Source organism: Haloferax denitrificans ATCC 35960, from assembly GCF_000337795.1.
Taxonomy (GTDB): domain Archaea; phylum Halobacteriota; class Halobacteria; order Halobacteriales; family Haloferacaceae; genus Haloferax; species Haloferax denitrificans.
The window spans coordinates 84,839-97,332 of the sequence record NZ_AOLP01000005.1; the positions used below are offsets into that span (position 1 = coordinate 84,839).

19 protein-coding genes are annotated in these 12,494 nt (G+C 67.8%); 8 read left to right on the plus strand and 11 right to left on the minus strand.

The features are described from left to right. Nucleotides 1–70 precede the first annotated feature (70 nt). Nucleotides 71–916: an SDR family oxidoreductase gene (locus C438_RS04460; RefSeq protein ID WP_004968079.1), complete on the minus strand. Its 846-nt coding sequence runs from the start codon at nucleotides 914–916 to the stop codon at nucleotides 71–73. Nucleotides 917–1,030: 114 nt separating this feature from the next. Continuing rightward, nucleotides 1,031–1,558: a hypothetical protein gene (locus C438_RS04465; protein WP_004968080.1), complete on the minus strand. Its 528-nt coding sequence runs from the start codon at nucleotides 1,556–1,558 to the stop codon at nucleotides 1,031–1,033. Nucleotides 1,559–1,852: 294 nt separating this feature from the next. On the opposite strand from C438_RS04465, the gene C438_RS04470 reads away from it, so the two are divergent. The 4 genes from C438_RS04470 to C438_RS20075 all read left to right on the plus strand — a co-directional run bounded on the left by C438_RS04470 (nucleotide 1,853) and on the right by C438_RS20075 (nucleotide 5,215). Further along, the gene (locus C438_RS04470) at nucleotides 1,853–2,665 is read left to right on the plus strand and encodes a prephenate dehydrogenase/arogenate dehydrogenase family protein (RefSeq protein WP_004968081.1); all 813 of its coding nucleotides are present in this window, start codon (nucleotides 1,853–1,855) and stop codon (nucleotides 2,663–2,665) included. An 87-nt stretch (nucleotides 2,666–2,752) separates the two neighbouring features. Then, nucleotides 2,753–4,156, plus strand: coding sequence for a small ribosomal subunit Rsm22 family protein (locus C438_RS04475; protein ID WP_049917739.1), 1,404 nt, complete (start codon nucleotides 2,753–2,755; stop codon nucleotides 4,154–4,156). 84 nt (nucleotides 4,157–4,240) lie between these two features. After that, entirely contained in the window at nucleotides 4,241–5,032 is a 792-nt protein-coding gene (gene surE, locus C438_RS04480; protein WP_004968083.1) for a 5'/3'-nucleotidase SurE, read from the plus strand. A gap of 54 nt (nucleotides 5,033–5,086) precedes the next feature. Then, nucleotides 5,087–5,215, plus strand: coding sequence for a hypothetical protein (locus tag C438_RS20075; RefSeq protein WP_275039873.1), 129 nt, complete (start codon nucleotides 5,087–5,089; stop codon nucleotides 5,213–5,215). 16 nt (nucleotides 5,216–5,231) lie between these two features. Here the strand turns inward: C438_RS20075 and C438_RS19930 are convergent, their stop codons facing one another. Then, complete coding sequence (locus tag C438_RS19930) at nucleotides 5,232–5,483, minus strand: hypothetical protein (protein WP_004968084.1); 252 nt, start codon at nucleotides 5,481–5,483, stop codon at nucleotides 5,232–5,234. An 84-nt stretch (nucleotides 5,484–5,567) separates the two neighbouring features. Between C438_RS19930 and C438_RS04490 the strand changes: the two genes are divergently transcribed. Then, a complete protein-coding gene (locus C438_RS04490) occupies nucleotides 5,568–6,374 on the plus strand; it encodes an aminoglycoside N(3)-acetyltransferase (protein WP_004968085.1) in 807 nt (268 codons plus the stop codon). 54 nt (nucleotides 6,375–6,428) lie between these two features. Here C438_RS04490 and C438_RS04495 read toward each other — a convergent pair whose 3' ends face one another. The 3 genes from C438_RS04495 to C438_RS04505 all read right to left on the minus strand — a co-directional run bounded on the left by C438_RS04495 (nucleotide 6,429) and on the right by C438_RS04505 (nucleotide 8,587). Then, nucleotides 6,429–6,854, minus strand: a complete 426-nt coding sequence (locus C438_RS04495; RefSeq protein WP_004968086.1) for an OsmC family protein — start codon at nucleotides 6,852–6,854, stop codon at nucleotides 6,429–6,431. Nucleotides 6,855–6,969: 115 nt separating this feature from the next. Continuing rightward, on the minus strand, nucleotides 6,970–7,611 hold the full coding sequence (locus C438_RS04500) for a LysE family transporter (RefSeq protein ID WP_167321092.1): 642 nt from the start codon (nucleotides 7,609–7,611) through the stop codon (nucleotides 6,970–6,972). 121 nt (nucleotides 7,612–7,732) lie between these two features. Then, nucleotides 7,733–8,587, minus strand: coding sequence for a hypothetical protein (locus C438_RS04505; protein WP_004968089.1), 855 nt, complete (start codon nucleotides 8,585–8,587; stop codon nucleotides 7,733–7,735). A gap of 106 nt (nucleotides 8,588–8,693) precedes the next feature. On the opposite strand from C438_RS04505, the gene C438_RS04510 reads away from it, so the two are divergent. Then, a complete protein-coding gene (locus C438_RS04510; protein ID WP_004968090.1) occupies nucleotides 8,694–9,080 on the plus strand; it encodes a CopG family ribbon-helix-helix protein in 387 nt (128 codons plus the stop codon). Nucleotides 9,081–9,209: 129 nt separating this feature from the next. On the opposite strand, the gene C438_RS04515 is transcribed toward C438_RS04510, so the two are convergent. The 4 genes from C438_RS04515 to C438_RS04530 all read right to left on the minus strand — a co-directional run bounded on the left by C438_RS04515 (nucleotide 9,210) and on the right by C438_RS04530 (nucleotide 11,471). Continuing rightward, a complete protein-coding gene (locus C438_RS04515) occupies nucleotides 9,210–9,494 on the minus strand; it encodes a type II toxin-antitoxin system RelE family toxin (protein ID WP_004968091.1) in 285 nt (94 codons plus the stop codon). Further along, nucleotides 9,487–9,774: a ribbon-helix-helix domain-containing protein gene (locus C438_RS04520; RefSeq protein WP_004968092.1), complete on the minus strand. Its 288-nt coding sequence runs from the start codon at nucleotides 9,772–9,774 to the stop codon at nucleotides 9,487–9,489. The genes C438_RS04515 and C438_RS04520 overlap by 8 nt, the downstream gene beginning before the upstream one ends. Nucleotides 9,775–10,296: 522 nt before the next feature. Further along, entirely contained in the window at nucleotides 10,297–10,605 is a 309-nt protein-coding gene (locus C438_RS04525; protein ID WP_004968093.1) for a chorismate mutase, read from the minus strand. Then, nucleotides 10,602–11,471, minus strand: a complete 870-nt coding sequence (locus tag C438_RS04530) for a shikimate kinase (RefSeq protein ID WP_004968094.1) — start codon at nucleotides 11,469–11,471, stop codon at nucleotides 10,602–10,604. Before C438_RS04530 ends, C438_RS04525 begins: the two co-directional genes overlap by 4 nt. Before the next feature lie 147 nt (nucleotides 11,472–11,618). Here C438_RS04530 and C438_RS04535 point away from each other — a divergent pair, with 147 nt between their 5' ends. Both C438_RS04535 and C438_RS04540 read left to right on the plus strand, forming a co-directional pair. After that, on the plus strand, nucleotides 11,619–12,047 hold the full coding sequence (locus C438_RS04535) for a DUF5796 family protein (RefSeq protein ID WP_004968095.1): 429 nt from the start codon (nucleotides 11,619–11,621) through the stop codon (nucleotides 12,045–12,047). After that, complete coding sequence (locus tag C438_RS04540; RefSeq protein WP_004968096.1) at nucleotides 12,047–12,283, plus strand: DUF7508 domain-containing protein; 237 nt, start codon at nucleotides 12,047–12,049, stop codon at nucleotides 12,281–12,283. The genes C438_RS04535 and C438_RS04540 overlap by 1 nt, the downstream gene beginning before the upstream one ends. Nucleotides 12,284–12,344: 61 nt before the next feature. Here C438_RS04540 and C438_RS20080 read toward each other — a convergent pair whose 3' ends face one another. Continuing rightward, entirely contained in the window at nucleotides 12,345–12,479 is a 135-nt protein-coding gene (locus tag C438_RS20080; RefSeq protein ID WP_004968097.1) for a DUF7128 family protein, read from the minus strand. Nucleotides 12,480–12,494: the final 15 nt, after the last annotated feature.

The following is a 12,494-nucleotide window of genomic DNA, read 5'->3' on the forward strand; positions in this document are numbered from 1 at the left end:
TCGCGCGTGTATTCGGGTTTATCAGATATAAACGTCCGCCCCCGAGTCTCAGCGCCGATAACCGGGGGCGTCAGCGTTCGTAGTCGGGGTCGAACAACCGCGCCGACATCGGACCGGGGTCGCTCCCCTCGACGACCGCGTACGAAGCGAAGTCGTCGACGCCCGCCTCGGACAGCAGTTCCTCGTCGTAGAACGCGTTGCCGGTGCAGTCCCTCGGGTCGCGCGAGAACAGTTCGGCGACGGCGTCGCACATGATCTGCGGGGTGCGCCAGTCCTCGGGCGTGCCCATCCCGAAGTGCCGCGTCGCCTCGGACTCGATGGCGGCGACCGGCCACAGCGCGTTCACGCCGATGTCGTCGGCGGCGAGCTCGCCCGCCAGCGACTGCGCGATGAACGTCATGCCGTACTTCGAGAGCGCGTAGGCGACCTTCCCCGGCGCGGGCCGGGCGGGCATCGGCGGCGAGAAGGTGACGACGTGGGCGCGGTCGCTCTCGCGGAGGTGCGGGAGCGCGGCGTGCGTGGTCGCATAGGCCCCGCGGGCGTTCACGTCCATGAGGAGGTCGAACCGCTTCGGCGGCGTGTCCTCGAAGCCGGCGATGTGAATCGCGCCCGCGTTGTTGACGACGAAGTCGATGCCGCCGAAGGCGTCGACCGTCTCGTCGATGGCCGTCCGCACCGAGTCGTCGTCGCGCACGTCGAGTTGACACCAGATGGAGTCGCCGCCGCGCTCGCGTATCTCCTCCGTCGTCTCGACGATGGTTCCGGGGAGGCCCTCGCGCCCGTCGACGGTCTTGCCCGTCGAGACGACGTTCGCGCCCCGGTCGGCCAAGTCGAGCGCGATGGCCTTCCCGATGCCGCGACTGGTTCCCGTGATGAAGGCCGTCCGACCCTCGAAATCAACATCATCGAATGCCATGGTTTCCTATCGGCTAACGACCACTTGACGGTTCGGACACCGGGTGTCGGTTGAACGCGGTTTGCGGGTCGGGCGCAGGTGGGGGTCTCGCCGGGAGTCCTGCGCAGAGGTCGCTCAGTCTGACGCCGAGAATCCACGGAGGCCGTCCAGCGGGAGATTACCCTCACCGCTGGCACGCACCGTCTTCCCGGCGATACCGGGATGGGACGCCTGCACAGTAAACTGACAGTACAGCGTCTTCGGGAGCGACTCGGTCGTCGGAGCGAACACGGCCGGGACGATAATCGTCCCCTGCGTCTGCACGTCTCGGAGTTCGATCACGGTCCGCTTAGTGGTGCTCTTGCGGTCGTAGTACGTCGAAAAGCCCTTCCACTGTCCCGGCGGCTCGACGCGGGTCGCGTAGCTGGTCGCCTTCTCGTACGACGACGGCGGTTCGAACCGGAAGCGAAACCAGTCGGGGCGGTACCCCTCGTAGGGTTCGTCGGCGGCGAGCCCACCGATGGTCGAGTTGAACTGGAGCGATAGCGTCGGGAAGCGGCCTTCGAGGCGGTCGACCCGTCTCGCTTCCACGGCCGCGTACCCAATGCCGTCCTCGTCGCCCTCGCGCCGCGGGTACCGCCAGAGAATTTCGGGAAATCCCAAACCGCTTCCGTCCCGTACCGTCGTCTCAGCATGGACTCGTTCGGGGCCGAGTCCTGGCACTCGCCCGCTACAACCGGCGATACCGGCGACGACCGCTGACCCGAACCCGGCGAGGACGCGTCGTCGGGTCCGCTGTTCGGCATCGGAGTCTGAACTGGGGGAGGGCATCGTCGTTCGTTAGCATCTATTCTGTCATCGAAATAACTGGTGGTTCGGACGCCTCCAGCCGACTGGTCTCGCCACACCCGCCGCCACCGATTCCCTTTTGCCCGCCGCACCTCCACACCCGTACCGATGGACGTGCTCATCGTCGGCGCGGGCGCAATGGGACGCTGGTTCGGCCGCACCGTCGACGCCGACCTCGCGTTCGCCGACGCGGACCCCGAGAAAGCGGTCGCCACAGCGGACGCGCTCGGCGGCCGTGCGGTCCCGCTGGACGGCGACGAGCGGTTCGACGTGGTCTGTCTCGCGGTCCCGATGCGCCTCGCGGCCGACGCCGTCGCCGACAACGCCCACCGCGCTGACGCCGCGATGTGCGACGTGACCGGCGCGATGAGACCCCCGGTGGCGGCGATGCGCGACCACCTCCCGGACCGCGAGCGCCTCAGTCTCCACCCGCTTTTCGCCCCGCACAACGCCCCCGGCAACGTCGCCGCCGTCGCCGACGAACCGGGCGCGTACACTGACGCCCTGCTCGCCGACCTCGACGCGGCCGGCAATCGCGTCTTCGAGACGACGCCCGAGGAACACGACGCGGCGATGGAGACGGTGCAGGCGGCCGCCCACGCCGCCGTCCTCTCGTTCGGCCTCGCCGCCGACGACGTGCGCGAGGAGTTCGCCACGCCGATTTCGGCCGCGCTCGACGAGCTCGTCGCCTCCGTGTCCGGCGGCACCCCGCGCGTGTACGCGGACATCCAATCTTCGTTCGGCGAGGGGACCGACCGCGTCGCCGACGCGGCCCGCGAACTCGCGGCGGCCGACGACGAGGCGTTCGCCGACCTCTACCGGCGCGTCTCCCGCGGCGACGACGCGCCAATCGAATCGACCCCCGCGAGCGCCGACGACCGCGACCGCGACCAGACCGACAAGCACGACCCTGTCGAGTGACGAGTGAAGGGAGACGCCGACGCCGACGCCCCGCGGCGGGCCGACACCTCCCGCGCGGGCGACGGCGGCTCGCACCACAGCCCACCGATGATAGACAGAGACGCCGTCCGCGACAACGCGAAGTACCTCAGAAACGTCCGCCCCATCGACCCCGACGAGATAGCCGACTACATCGAGGGCGCGCCGCACCCCGCCGTGGTGAAACAGACGCTCCGCGAGGAGGCCCACGACCTCGGCCTCTTCGAGCGCGAGGACGGCACGTTCGTCCCCGCGAACGACGACCCCGCGCCGTTTGAGAACTGGTCGCCCGCGGCCTTCCCCGACGACTACTCCTTCGCCCTCGAAGACCTGCTCATCGGGCGCTACGGCGCGAACTGGCACGTCGGCGAGTCGGGCGACCGCCTCCGGGAGCGCGTCCGCCAACTGAAGGAGGACTACTACCGGGGCAACCCCGTCGAGTACGACGAGGACGCCGCGCTCGGCTACGCGATTTACCACCTCCCCGACTACTACGCGGCCGTCGGCTACGTCCTCTCGGACCTCGCCGAGCGGAGCCTGCTCCCGCGAAACCCCCGCGTGCTCGACGTGGGTGCCGGGACGGGCGGCCCCGCGCTCGGCCTCCACGACTACCTCCCCGACGATTCGGTCGTGGACTACCACGCGGTCGAGCCGAGCGCCTCCGCCGACGTGCTCGACCGGATGCTCGGCGAGACGCGCCGGAACTTCCGGACGACCGTCCACCGCGAGACCGCCGAGGCGTTCGCCCCCGACGGCGAGTACGATATCGTCCTGTTCGCCAGCGTCCTGAGCGAACTCGACGACCCCGCCGCGGTCGTCGAGAAGTACCTCGACGCCCTCGCCGCCGACGGCGCAATCGTCGCCATCGCGCCGGCGGACAGAAACACGAGCATCGGCCTCCGCGAGGTCGAACGCGAGGTCGCGCCGGCCGACGGCGACGTGACGGTGTACTCGCCGACGCTCCGCCTCTGGGACGGCTACGCGCCCTCCGACAGGGGCTGGTCGTTCGACGTGAAGCCCGACCTCGACGTGCCGGGGTTCCAGCGCCGCCTCGACGAGGGCCGCGACAGCGACGAAGACGAGGGCACTTTCGTCAACGTGGACGTGCAGTACTCCTACAGCGTCCTCCGGACCGACGGCGAGCGCCGCCTCGACGTGCGCGGGACCCCCGCGCGGTTCGCCAAGATGGCCGAGATGGAGCGCCACGTCACGAACCGCATCGACCTGCTTGCGGTCAAGTTGAGTCACGACCTCTCGGAGGGGAACAATCAGGTGTTCAAAATCGGCGACGGGAGCGAGGCGGTCGACCACTACGCCGTCCGCACCCGCGACACCGTGCTGAACGCCGATTTGGCTGACGCCGACTACGGCGACGTGCTCGTCTTCGAGAACGTCCTCGCGCTCTGGAACGACGACGAGGAGGCGTACAACCTCGTCGTCGACGACGAGACGCTCGTCGACCGGGTCGCCTGAGCGGGTCGCGTCGGCCGCCGCCGTTCTTCGGGGGATGTTACGCCCGACGGGTGGCTTTTTGCGGCCTCCGACCCCAGTCGGACCATGAGCGAACCCAGCATCCTCCTCACGAACGACGACGGCATCGAGAGCGTGGGCTTCCGCGCGCTCTACGACGCCCTCTCGGAGTTCGCCGACGTGACCGCGGTCGCGCCCGCGACGGACCAGAGCGCGGTCGGCCGGAAGATGTCCACCGACGCGGTCGTCTCCGAGCACGAACTCGGCTACGCGCTGGAGGGGACGCCCGCCGACTGCACGGTCGCCGGCCTGGAGGCGCTGTGTCCCGACGTGGACATGGTCGTCTCCGGCATCAACAAGGGAGCCAACATCGGCGCGTACGTCCTCGGCCGGTCGGGGACCGTCAGCGCCGCCGTCGAGGCCGCGTTCTTCGACGTGCCTGCCATCGCCCTCTCGCTGTACGTCCCCGCCGGCGGCGACCTGCCGTGGCACGAGAAGGCGACCGACCCGCGGGACTTCCGCGAGGCGACCCACGCCGCGTCGTATCTCGTCAAACACGCCGAACCCGCCGGCGTCTTCGAGCAGTGCGACTACCTCAACGTCAACGCGCCCATGCGCGACCCCGGCGGCGACCCGGCGGACATGCAGGTGACGGTTCCCTCGGAGCTGTACGACATGACCGCGGAGTTCGAAAACGGGACCGTGAAGCTCCACGACCGCGTCTGGGAGCGGATGCGGACCGGCGACATCCCGGACCCCGACGGCACCGACCGCCGGGCCGTCGTCGAGGGCCGCGTGTCGGTCTCGCCGCTGACCGCGCCGCACACGACCCACCGCCACGAGGCGCTGGACGCGCTCGCCGAGACGTATCTGGAGTGAGCGAAGCGGGCAACAAAGCGTATATCCGAGGGCCCTGAAACGCCGACGAGACCGATGAACGCGATTTTGCAGGCCGCGGCCGAGTCGGGGAGCGTCACCGGCTTTCTCGTCACCATCGCGGTGCTGTTCAGCCTCCCGCTCGTCATCCTCCTCCTCGGTCGGCTGTTCGAGCAGTTCTTCTGAGGTCGCGACTTCGGGCCTACTCCGCCCCCGCCCGCCGACTGTCGACCAGCAGTTTGTACGCGAGGCCGACGACCCCGGCGAACACCGCGAGCGCCCCGGCGAGCGAGGCGACGATTCCGAGCGCGAACATCAGTCCGAAGCCGTAGCCCGCGAGGGCGAAAGTGCCGATAGTCAGCAACACCCAACCGCCGACGATGACGCCGAACAGCACGACAGCGTCGTCTTCGGTCGCATAGCGGAGGGCGTCGCGGGCGGAGACGCGTGACATGTCGAACGCGTCGCCGGGGGCGAACCTGTTCCTTTCGGTCGGCCGACACCAAAGAGTGAACCCCGGGCCGGCCGACGGACGCGTATGTCCGAAGCAGACGCCATCGAGCGCGTGGCCGAACCGGGTACTGTGGATTCGCTCGCCGCTGACCTCCGCGCGCTCGGCGTCGCGGCCGGCGACACCCTCCTCGTCCACTCGTCGCTCAGTTCGCTCGGCTGGGTCGCCGGCGGCCCGCAGGCGGTCGTGGACGCCCTCCAGACGGTGCTGACCGACGACGGAACGCTCGTCATGCCGACCCACACCGGCCAGTACACCGACCCGTCGGCGTGGGAGAACCCGCCGGTCCCCGACGACTGGGTCGAAACCATCGGCGAGTCGATGCCGCCGTTCCGCCCCGAGGTGACGCCGACCCGCGGGATGGGCGCGATACCCGAGTGCTTCCGCAACTACCCCGGCGTCGTCCGCAGTGAACACCCGACGGTCTCCTTCGCGGCGTGGGGCGCGGCCGCCGAGGAAATCGTATCCGACCACGAACTCGATTACGGCCTCGGCGACGGGTCGCCGCTGGCGCGGGTGTACGACCGCGGCGGCGACGTGCTCTTACTCGGCGTCGGCCACGGAAACGACACCTCGCTCCACCTCGCCGAACACCGCGCCGACTTCGAAAAGGAGCGGACGACCGAGCGCGCGCCGCTTCTCCGAGACGGCGAGCGCGTCGTCGTCGAGTACGACGACATCGAGGTCGAGACCGACGACTTCGGGGAAGTCGGCGAGGCGTTCGAGAGGGCCGTCGGCGCGACCGAGGGGGCGGTCGCGGCCGCGACGGCGACGCTCCTCGACCAGCCCGCGCTGGTCGACTTCGCCGAAGACTGGTTCGAGTCGAACCGCTGAACCGGAGTGCGACCGACTCGGCCGGGTCACAAAAACAGCGGGCGACGCGCGCGCTCAGGCGAGCGTCGCGGTCAGCGTGATTTCCGGGCCGGCGAGCGCCTTCGACACCGGGCAGTTCTCCTTGGCGCGCTGGGCGAGTTCGGCGAACGTCTCCTCGTCGATGTCGGGCACGTCGGCGTCGAGCGTCAGGTCGATGCGCGAGATTTCGAAGCCGCCGCCGTCGGCCGGGTCGAGATGCACGTCGGCCGCGGTGTGCAGGCTCGTCGGCGCGTAGCCCTCGCCTTCGAGGAACGCGGTCAACTGCATCGAGAAACAGCCGGAGTGAGCCGCGCCGATGAGTTCCTCGGGGTTCGACCCGAGTTCGTCTTCGAACCGCGTCGGGAACGTGAACGTCCCCTCGACGGTCCCGCTCTCCGTCGAGAACTCGCCGCTCCCGTCTTTGCCACCGGTCCACGTCGTCTCCGCCTTGTGCGTGGGCATGACACGCACACCTACGGTCGCAAGCGATATGGAGGTGACGGCGAACGACGCGTTCGAGAGAACCGGACCGTCGGGACGCGGAAGTACCGGGACGCGGAGGTCCCGAGGCGGCGCGCTACAGGCCGCTCCAGAGCGCCGCGACCCCGAACCCGACGATGACGACGCCGGCGAGTTGGTTCACCCGGCGGAGGACCGCCGGGGTGACTCGCTCTCGGACGCGGTCGACGGCGGCGCTCAGGACGAGCCACCAGAGCGCCGAGCCGGCGAAGACGCCCGCGACGAGGACCGCCGCTCCGAGGTAGTCGCCCGAGACGCCGACGCCCAGGCCGGCGAAGATGCCGACGAACGCCAGTATCGTCACCGGGTTCGTCAGCGTCAGGATGAACGTCGACCCGAAGTCGGCCGCGAGCGACCGAGCGTTCTGGTCGGGCGACACGACGGCCGACTGCCCGGTCGCCGGTGCCGACTCGACCGACGCCGGGTCGCCCCGAATCGACTGGATGCCGATATACAGGAGAATCGCCCCGCCGGCGAGGGCGATTCCGTTGCGGTGGCCGAGCAGGACCGACGAGAGCGCGGCGAGGCCGAACCCCGCGATGGCCCCGTAGACCGCGTCCGCAGACGCCGCTCCGAGCCCGCTGACGAAGCCCGAACGGCGGCCCTTAGAAAGCGTTCGCTGGATGCACAGTACGCCGATTGGACCGACCGGCGCGGCTATCGAGACGCCGAGAACGAGTCCGCGGACGAGGATTCCGATTGTGGTGGTTAATAGACATCACCTCGTGACCGAGTCGATGCGTCACCGGGAGATAGCTCTATCGCCTGTCCTGACCGGCCCACCGGGGCAGTCGGCGTCGGTTCCGGTGGGCCGGAACCGATTAGAACAGCCCCGTGATGAAGCCGATACCCATCAGCACCAACACGGCCGCCGAGAACGCCGGGAGGTACGGGGTGTACTTCTCCACTTCGTCCTCGTAGTGCTGGTAGCCCGCAATCAGCACCATCGTCAGGCCGACGATGCCGACGATGACGGTGATAGCGTAGGCGCTCATCAGTTCGAGACAGTAGTTCGACCCGGCGCAGAGCGCGATTATCTCGAACTCCTCCTCGTGGGCGAACCCGAGGACGAACGCGAACCACGCGATACCGAGGAGGCCGCGCTCCGCGGCGTCGTCGGGGTCACCGTGCGAGTGGGAGTGTCCGCCGACGAACGGAACGAATCCCTTCAGGCGAGCGAACAGTCCGCTGTCGCGGTCGTGGCTATGGCCGTCGTGGTCGTGTGAGTGGCTATGGCCGTCATCGTGTGAGTGCTCGTGGTCATGACCACCTTCATGGCCATCTCCGTGACTGTGACTCCCGTGGCCGTCGTGCCCGTGAGTGCCGTGCGAGCGTCCGTGGGCGTACTCGCGGACGCCGAGCGCGATGAGCAAGACGCCGGCGACGAGACTGACCGGGCCGCCGATTTGGACGCCGCCGAGTATCGTAATCGGCTCGTTGACCTGCGTGAGGTCGAAGTACGACTTCGCGTAGAAGAACGCGCCCACCATCGCGATACTGCTGACGAGGTGGCCGACCCCGAGGATGAAACTCGCCGCGAACCCGTAGGCCCACTTGTTCGCTTGGTCGAGCGCGTACGACGCGGCGACGGGCCAGCCGTGACCCGGTTCGACGCCGTGGACGGCTCCGAGGAGTACCGCGCCGGCGACGAGACCCAGCAGTTCGTTCGAGGCCATGTTCCACCGTACCCGTGGCAAACGAGGGGTATAGGGGTTGTTAATACCGAATCGAGGGTATCGTCATAACGGGGACTCTTGTAGCTGTACGCGCCAGTTGGAGGTGATGCGGACGAGTTTCAACATCCCCGACGAACTGGTCGCGGAGTTCGACCGGGCGTGGCGCGACGAGGGCATCGAAAACCGGTCGCGGGCGGTCCGAGAGGCCATGCGGGAGTTCGTCGAGTCCCACGCTCGACTCGAAGACGTCTCCGGCGAGGTCGTCGCGCTCGTCGGCTTCGACTACCGCCACCACGACGTGATACGGGAGCTTCACGGGGCGCAACACGAGTTTCAGGACGTTATCCTCAACACGAGCCACACCCATCAGGGCGAGTGGTGCCTCGAATCGCTGTTCTGTCGCGGCCCCGCCGAGCGCGTCCGGGCGCTGACCTATCGGCTCCGGGACTTCGACGCGGTCCGGCGGGTGAAGGTGATGGTCATCCGCGAGTGACGCGGCGGCGCGTCTGTGAAACAGCGTGGGTCCGAGGGCGGAAGATGAGAACGCGTTGGGCTACCGATTCTGCCGTTGCTCCGCCTTGTTTAAGGCGGTGAAATCTAGCATACTGGTGAAAGAACGGATTCAATCGTCGTCTGCTGTGTACGCTCCGCCGCGACGTTTGATTCGAGCGACCACCATCCGCTGGTCGTTCCGACGAAAGGTCACGGCCAATCGGAATTCACCGACGCGGACTTTCTTGTGTGGGCTGTTCTGGAGCGGTTCGCCGTAATCCGGCGGGTCACGCCACGGTGAATCGACTATCTCGTCGAGTTTGTCGAGAATCCGGTCTTGTTCGTGCGCATCGAGCGCGGCGAGGTCGTCTTGTGCCTTCGGTGTGAGTTCCCACGTCCAGTCGCCGTCACTCATCGCCGTCCGTGCCGAATCTCTCTCGTGCGTCTTCGGCGCTCATCGTTTGCCCTTCGCGGATGTCTTCTTCCGCTTTGAGGAGCGCGACGAGTTCGTCTCGGTCGAACGTCGGGAACTCGGTTGCATCCCGCAGCGTGTATCGGATGAACTCGCTCCGACTGTTGAACCCGCGTCCCTGCCACGTGTCGTCTATCTCGTCGAGAAACGACTGGGTGGCTTTGAAGTTCACCGTGACGATTTCGTCGTCGCCGCCGTTGGTGTTCGTGGTTGCTTCAGACATACGTGCGTGTTACGTGCGTCTTACCAAAGCGGTTTCGCCGGTCGGAGGACGACTCTGAAAAGAGTGAGAGAAAATAACGCAATCGTGATTGATTCGGCGGCGAGAGCGGGGAGGGCGCGCCAGAACGGTCCGTAACCGAAGCTAGACGAAGGCGGAGAGAACACATTCATGTAGCCGAATCGAAGGAACGTGAATAGGGAGACTGGGCTCCCCCGGCCAGAGCAATGACGGTGAGAAGTGTTTGTACCCGATTCAGTGAACTATCTCGCGTTCGGAGATGCCACCACGATGCCACGGTGAAGGCCGTTCCTGAGAGAATAAAATCGAGTATCGGAGAGGGCGGAGTCGATATGCACCAAAAAAAGTGTATGCGTAGTTGTCTACTTTCTGGAGACCGTGGAACGTACCGCTCAGTGGTGAGGGATACCGCCCTTGACTATCTACTGACGAACCGACTGAACAGTAACCGGAAGAACGCGAGGGCCAAATCGGACGCTAAACGCCGATTTAAACCTGTTTAGTCTATCTAGACTGTCTTTGCTCGGCTTTGTTCATCTCGATGAGCAGGCGGAAAATCGCTTTCACGAGGTTCGAATCCACCTCGAAGTGGGCCGCGTTCTTCCCGGCGCGCTCCATCACGCGCTCTTCTTGGGACTCGTCGGTCGTCGGCAGGTCCTTCTCGGCTTTGACCTTCGCCACCGTGTCGGCGACGTAGGTCCGGCGGGCGATGAGTTCGACGATGCCGCGGTCGATATCCTCTATCTCCTCGCGGAGTTCGTCGAGGGACATGTCCTGAAACGGTTCGGCGGCGTCTGGGGTGTCGTCTGTCATTGGATTCGTGCTCCGTCGGTTCGGGTGGTCGTCAGTCGGGTCTCTCCCTCGCGGGCGTCCCACAGTTCCTCGACGCGTTCGAGGTCGGCGCGGTCGCCGACGGCGACGACGCTCGGGCCGGTCCCGGACAGCGAGACGCCGTCGGCGATGGGCATCGCCTCGACGGCGGGGTCGGTCGGGAAGTCGAGGGCGGCCGAGAAGGCGAGGCCGTTGACGGTCATCGCCTCGGCGTAGCGGCCTTCGAGCGCGAGGTCGGCGACGAGGTCGGCCATCGGGGCGACGTTCTCGCAGCGGCTCACGTCGGCGTCGGCGCTGTAGGCGCGCTCCGGTGGCGTCCACACGAGCACGTCCCAGTCGACCTCGTCGCGGGCGATGAGGTCGTCTTCAGTGTTGTCGGTGACGACGACGCCGCCGACCATGGAGGCCGCGGCGTCGTCGAACGCGCCGGTGGCGGTGACGCCGACCTCGCGGGCGGCGCGGACGCCCATCCGACAGGCGTCGAGCCGGGAGATGTCGGCGTCCGGGCCGGGACCGACCGAGCGGCCGAGCGCGGACAGCGTCGCCAGCACCGTCGCGTTGGCCGCGGCGCTCGAACTCTTGAGGCCGGCGGCCATCGGCAGGTCGCTTTCGGTCTCGACGGTGCCGCCCTCGCCGTCGCCGAACGCCTCGACGGCGAGTTCGACACAGCGTTCGATGAGTCGCGTGTCGGCGTCGGGGGCCTCCGCGATACTGCCGCGGACGTCGCCGGAGTCGTCCAGTTCGACCGACGCGGTCGTCTCCGCGTCGATGGCGAACGCGGAGCCGGTCGCCGTCGCTAGGGCGTTCAAGACGGTGCCCGCCCCGAGGGCGGTGGCTCGGCCGTGCATACTTCGGGGAGGTCGGCACACCGTGTTATGTGTGGCGGTCCGTGCCGTTTTCGCCCGGAGGGGCGGCGGCGCGGCGGGGGGTGCGACGCGCGGCGCGGGCCGCCCCGAGACGCGACGTTTTTGCCGTCCCCGAAGCAACGGTGAGCCATGAGCGCCCGCAACGACATCGCCCCGAGCACGCTCGGCGTCGAACTCCACGACTACGGCGTCGAAGTGGAGTACCTCGACAACCGAACCACGGTCTACCGAGGCGTCCCCGAGGCGGTCACGGGCACGCTCGCCACCGCCCCCGGCAAGGAGGTCCACGTCCTCGTCACCGACCCCACCGAGACGGAGGGCGTCATGATGTACGTCAACGACCTCACGAGCCACGACGACGTGCTCGAATCGAGCGGCGTCGGCCGCGTCATCCTCGGCGAGGACGACGAAGAGGAGCTGTTCCCCGGCGTCCTCGTCCGTCGGGTGCCCGGCCACCGCTTCGAAATCGAGGCCGACCCGGAGGTCGCCCGCGGCCGCGTGTTCGTCTTCGTCGAGGACGACTGGGGCGAAGACTCCTACGAGTTCGTCGCCGAGTGATGCTCCGGAAACGCTGGGAGCCGCTGGAAAAGCGGACCGTCGGCAAAGCGCCGGAGGCCTACGGCTACTACGAACTCGGCGACGCCGACGGCGACCTCGTCGGCCGCGGCGTCGGCGTCCTCCGCGACGAACTGAAAGAGGCGCTCGCCTACGGCGACGCCGAACGCGTCCGCTGGGAGCGCGCGACCTCGCTGGACCACGCCGAGCGACTCGCGGACGAACACGACCCGGCGTAGGGGTCGGCGTCGGCGTCGGCGTCGCCGAGTCGCCGCCGACGCTCCCGCTCCCGCTCCCCCGCTACTGCAAGTACGACGGGCTGTCCGTGTCGCAGTTCTCCTCGTGAGCCTCGGCGTCGGACCGCACGTCGAACAGCATCTCGCACTCTTCGCACCGGTACCACGTCGCCCCGTCTTTCTCCGTCGTGGTGACCATGACTAGTGTTACCGC

Excerpts from the sequence above, each read along its gene's own strand:
- C438_RS04460 (WP_004968079.1), bottom strand. The coding sequence starts at position 916 with ATGGCATTCGATGATGTTGATTTCGAGGGTCGGACGGCCTTCATCACG.
- C438_RS04470 (WP_004968081.1), top strand. The coding sequence starts at position 1,853 with ATGGACGTGCTCATCGTCGGCGCGGGCGCAATGGGACGCTGGTTCGGC.
- C438_RS04475 (WP_049917739.1), top strand. The coding sequence starts at position 2,753 with ATGATAGACAGAGACGCCGTCCGCGACAACGCGAAGTACCTCAGAAAC.
- surE (WP_004968083.1), top strand. The coding sequence starts at position 4,241 with ATGAGCGAACCCAGCATCCTCCTCACGAACGACGACGGCATCGAGAGC.
- C438_RS20075 (WP_275039873.1), top strand. The coding sequence starts at position 5,087 with ATGAACGCGATTTTGCAGGCCGCGGCCGAGTCGGGGAGCGTCACCGGC.
- C438_RS19930 (WP_004968084.1), bottom strand. The coding sequence starts at position 5,483 with ATGTCACGCGTCTCCGCCCGCGACGCCCTCCGCTATGCGACCGAAGAC.
- C438_RS04490 (WP_004968085.1), top strand. The coding sequence starts at position 5,568 with ATGTCCGAAGCAGACGCCATCGAGCGCGTGGCCGAACCGGGTACTGTG.
- C438_RS04495 (WP_004968086.1), bottom strand. The coding sequence starts at position 6,854 with ATGCCCACGCACAAGGCGGAGACGACGTGGACCGGTGGCAAAGACGGG.
- C438_RS04505 (WP_004968089.1), bottom strand. The coding sequence starts at position 8,587 with ATGGCCTCGAACGAACTGCTGGGTCTCGTCGCCGGCGCGGTACTCCTC.
- C438_RS04510 (WP_004968090.1), top strand. The coding sequence starts at position 8,694 with ATGCGGACGAGTTTCAACATCCCCGACGAACTGGTCGCGGAGTTCGAC.
- C438_RS04515 (WP_004968091.1), bottom strand. The coding sequence starts at position 9,494 with ATGAGTGACGGCGACTGGACGTGGGAACTCACACCGAAGGCACAAGAC.
- C438_RS04520 (WP_004968092.1), bottom strand. The coding sequence starts at position 9,774 with ATGTCTGAAGCAACCACGAACACCAACGGCGGCGACGACGAAATCGTC.
- C438_RS04525 (WP_004968093.1), bottom strand. The coding sequence starts at position 10,605 with ATGACAGACGACACCCCAGACGCCGCCGAACCGTTTCAGGACATGTCC.
- C438_RS04530 (WP_004968094.1), bottom strand. The coding sequence starts at position 11,471 with ATGCACGGCCGAGCCACCGCCCTCGGGGCGGGCACCGTCTTGAACGCC.
- C438_RS04535 (WP_004968095.1), top strand. The coding sequence starts at position 11,619 with ATGAGCGCCCGCAACGACATCGCCCCGAGCACGCTCGGCGTCGAACTC.
- C438_RS04540 (WP_004968096.1), top strand. The coding sequence starts at position 12,047 with ATGCTCCGGAAACGCTGGGAGCCGCTGGAAAAGCGGACCGTCGGCAAA.
- C438_RS20080 (WP_004968097.1), bottom strand. The coding sequence starts at position 12,479 with ATGGTCACCACGACGGAGAAAGACGGGGCGACGTGGTACCGGTGCGAA.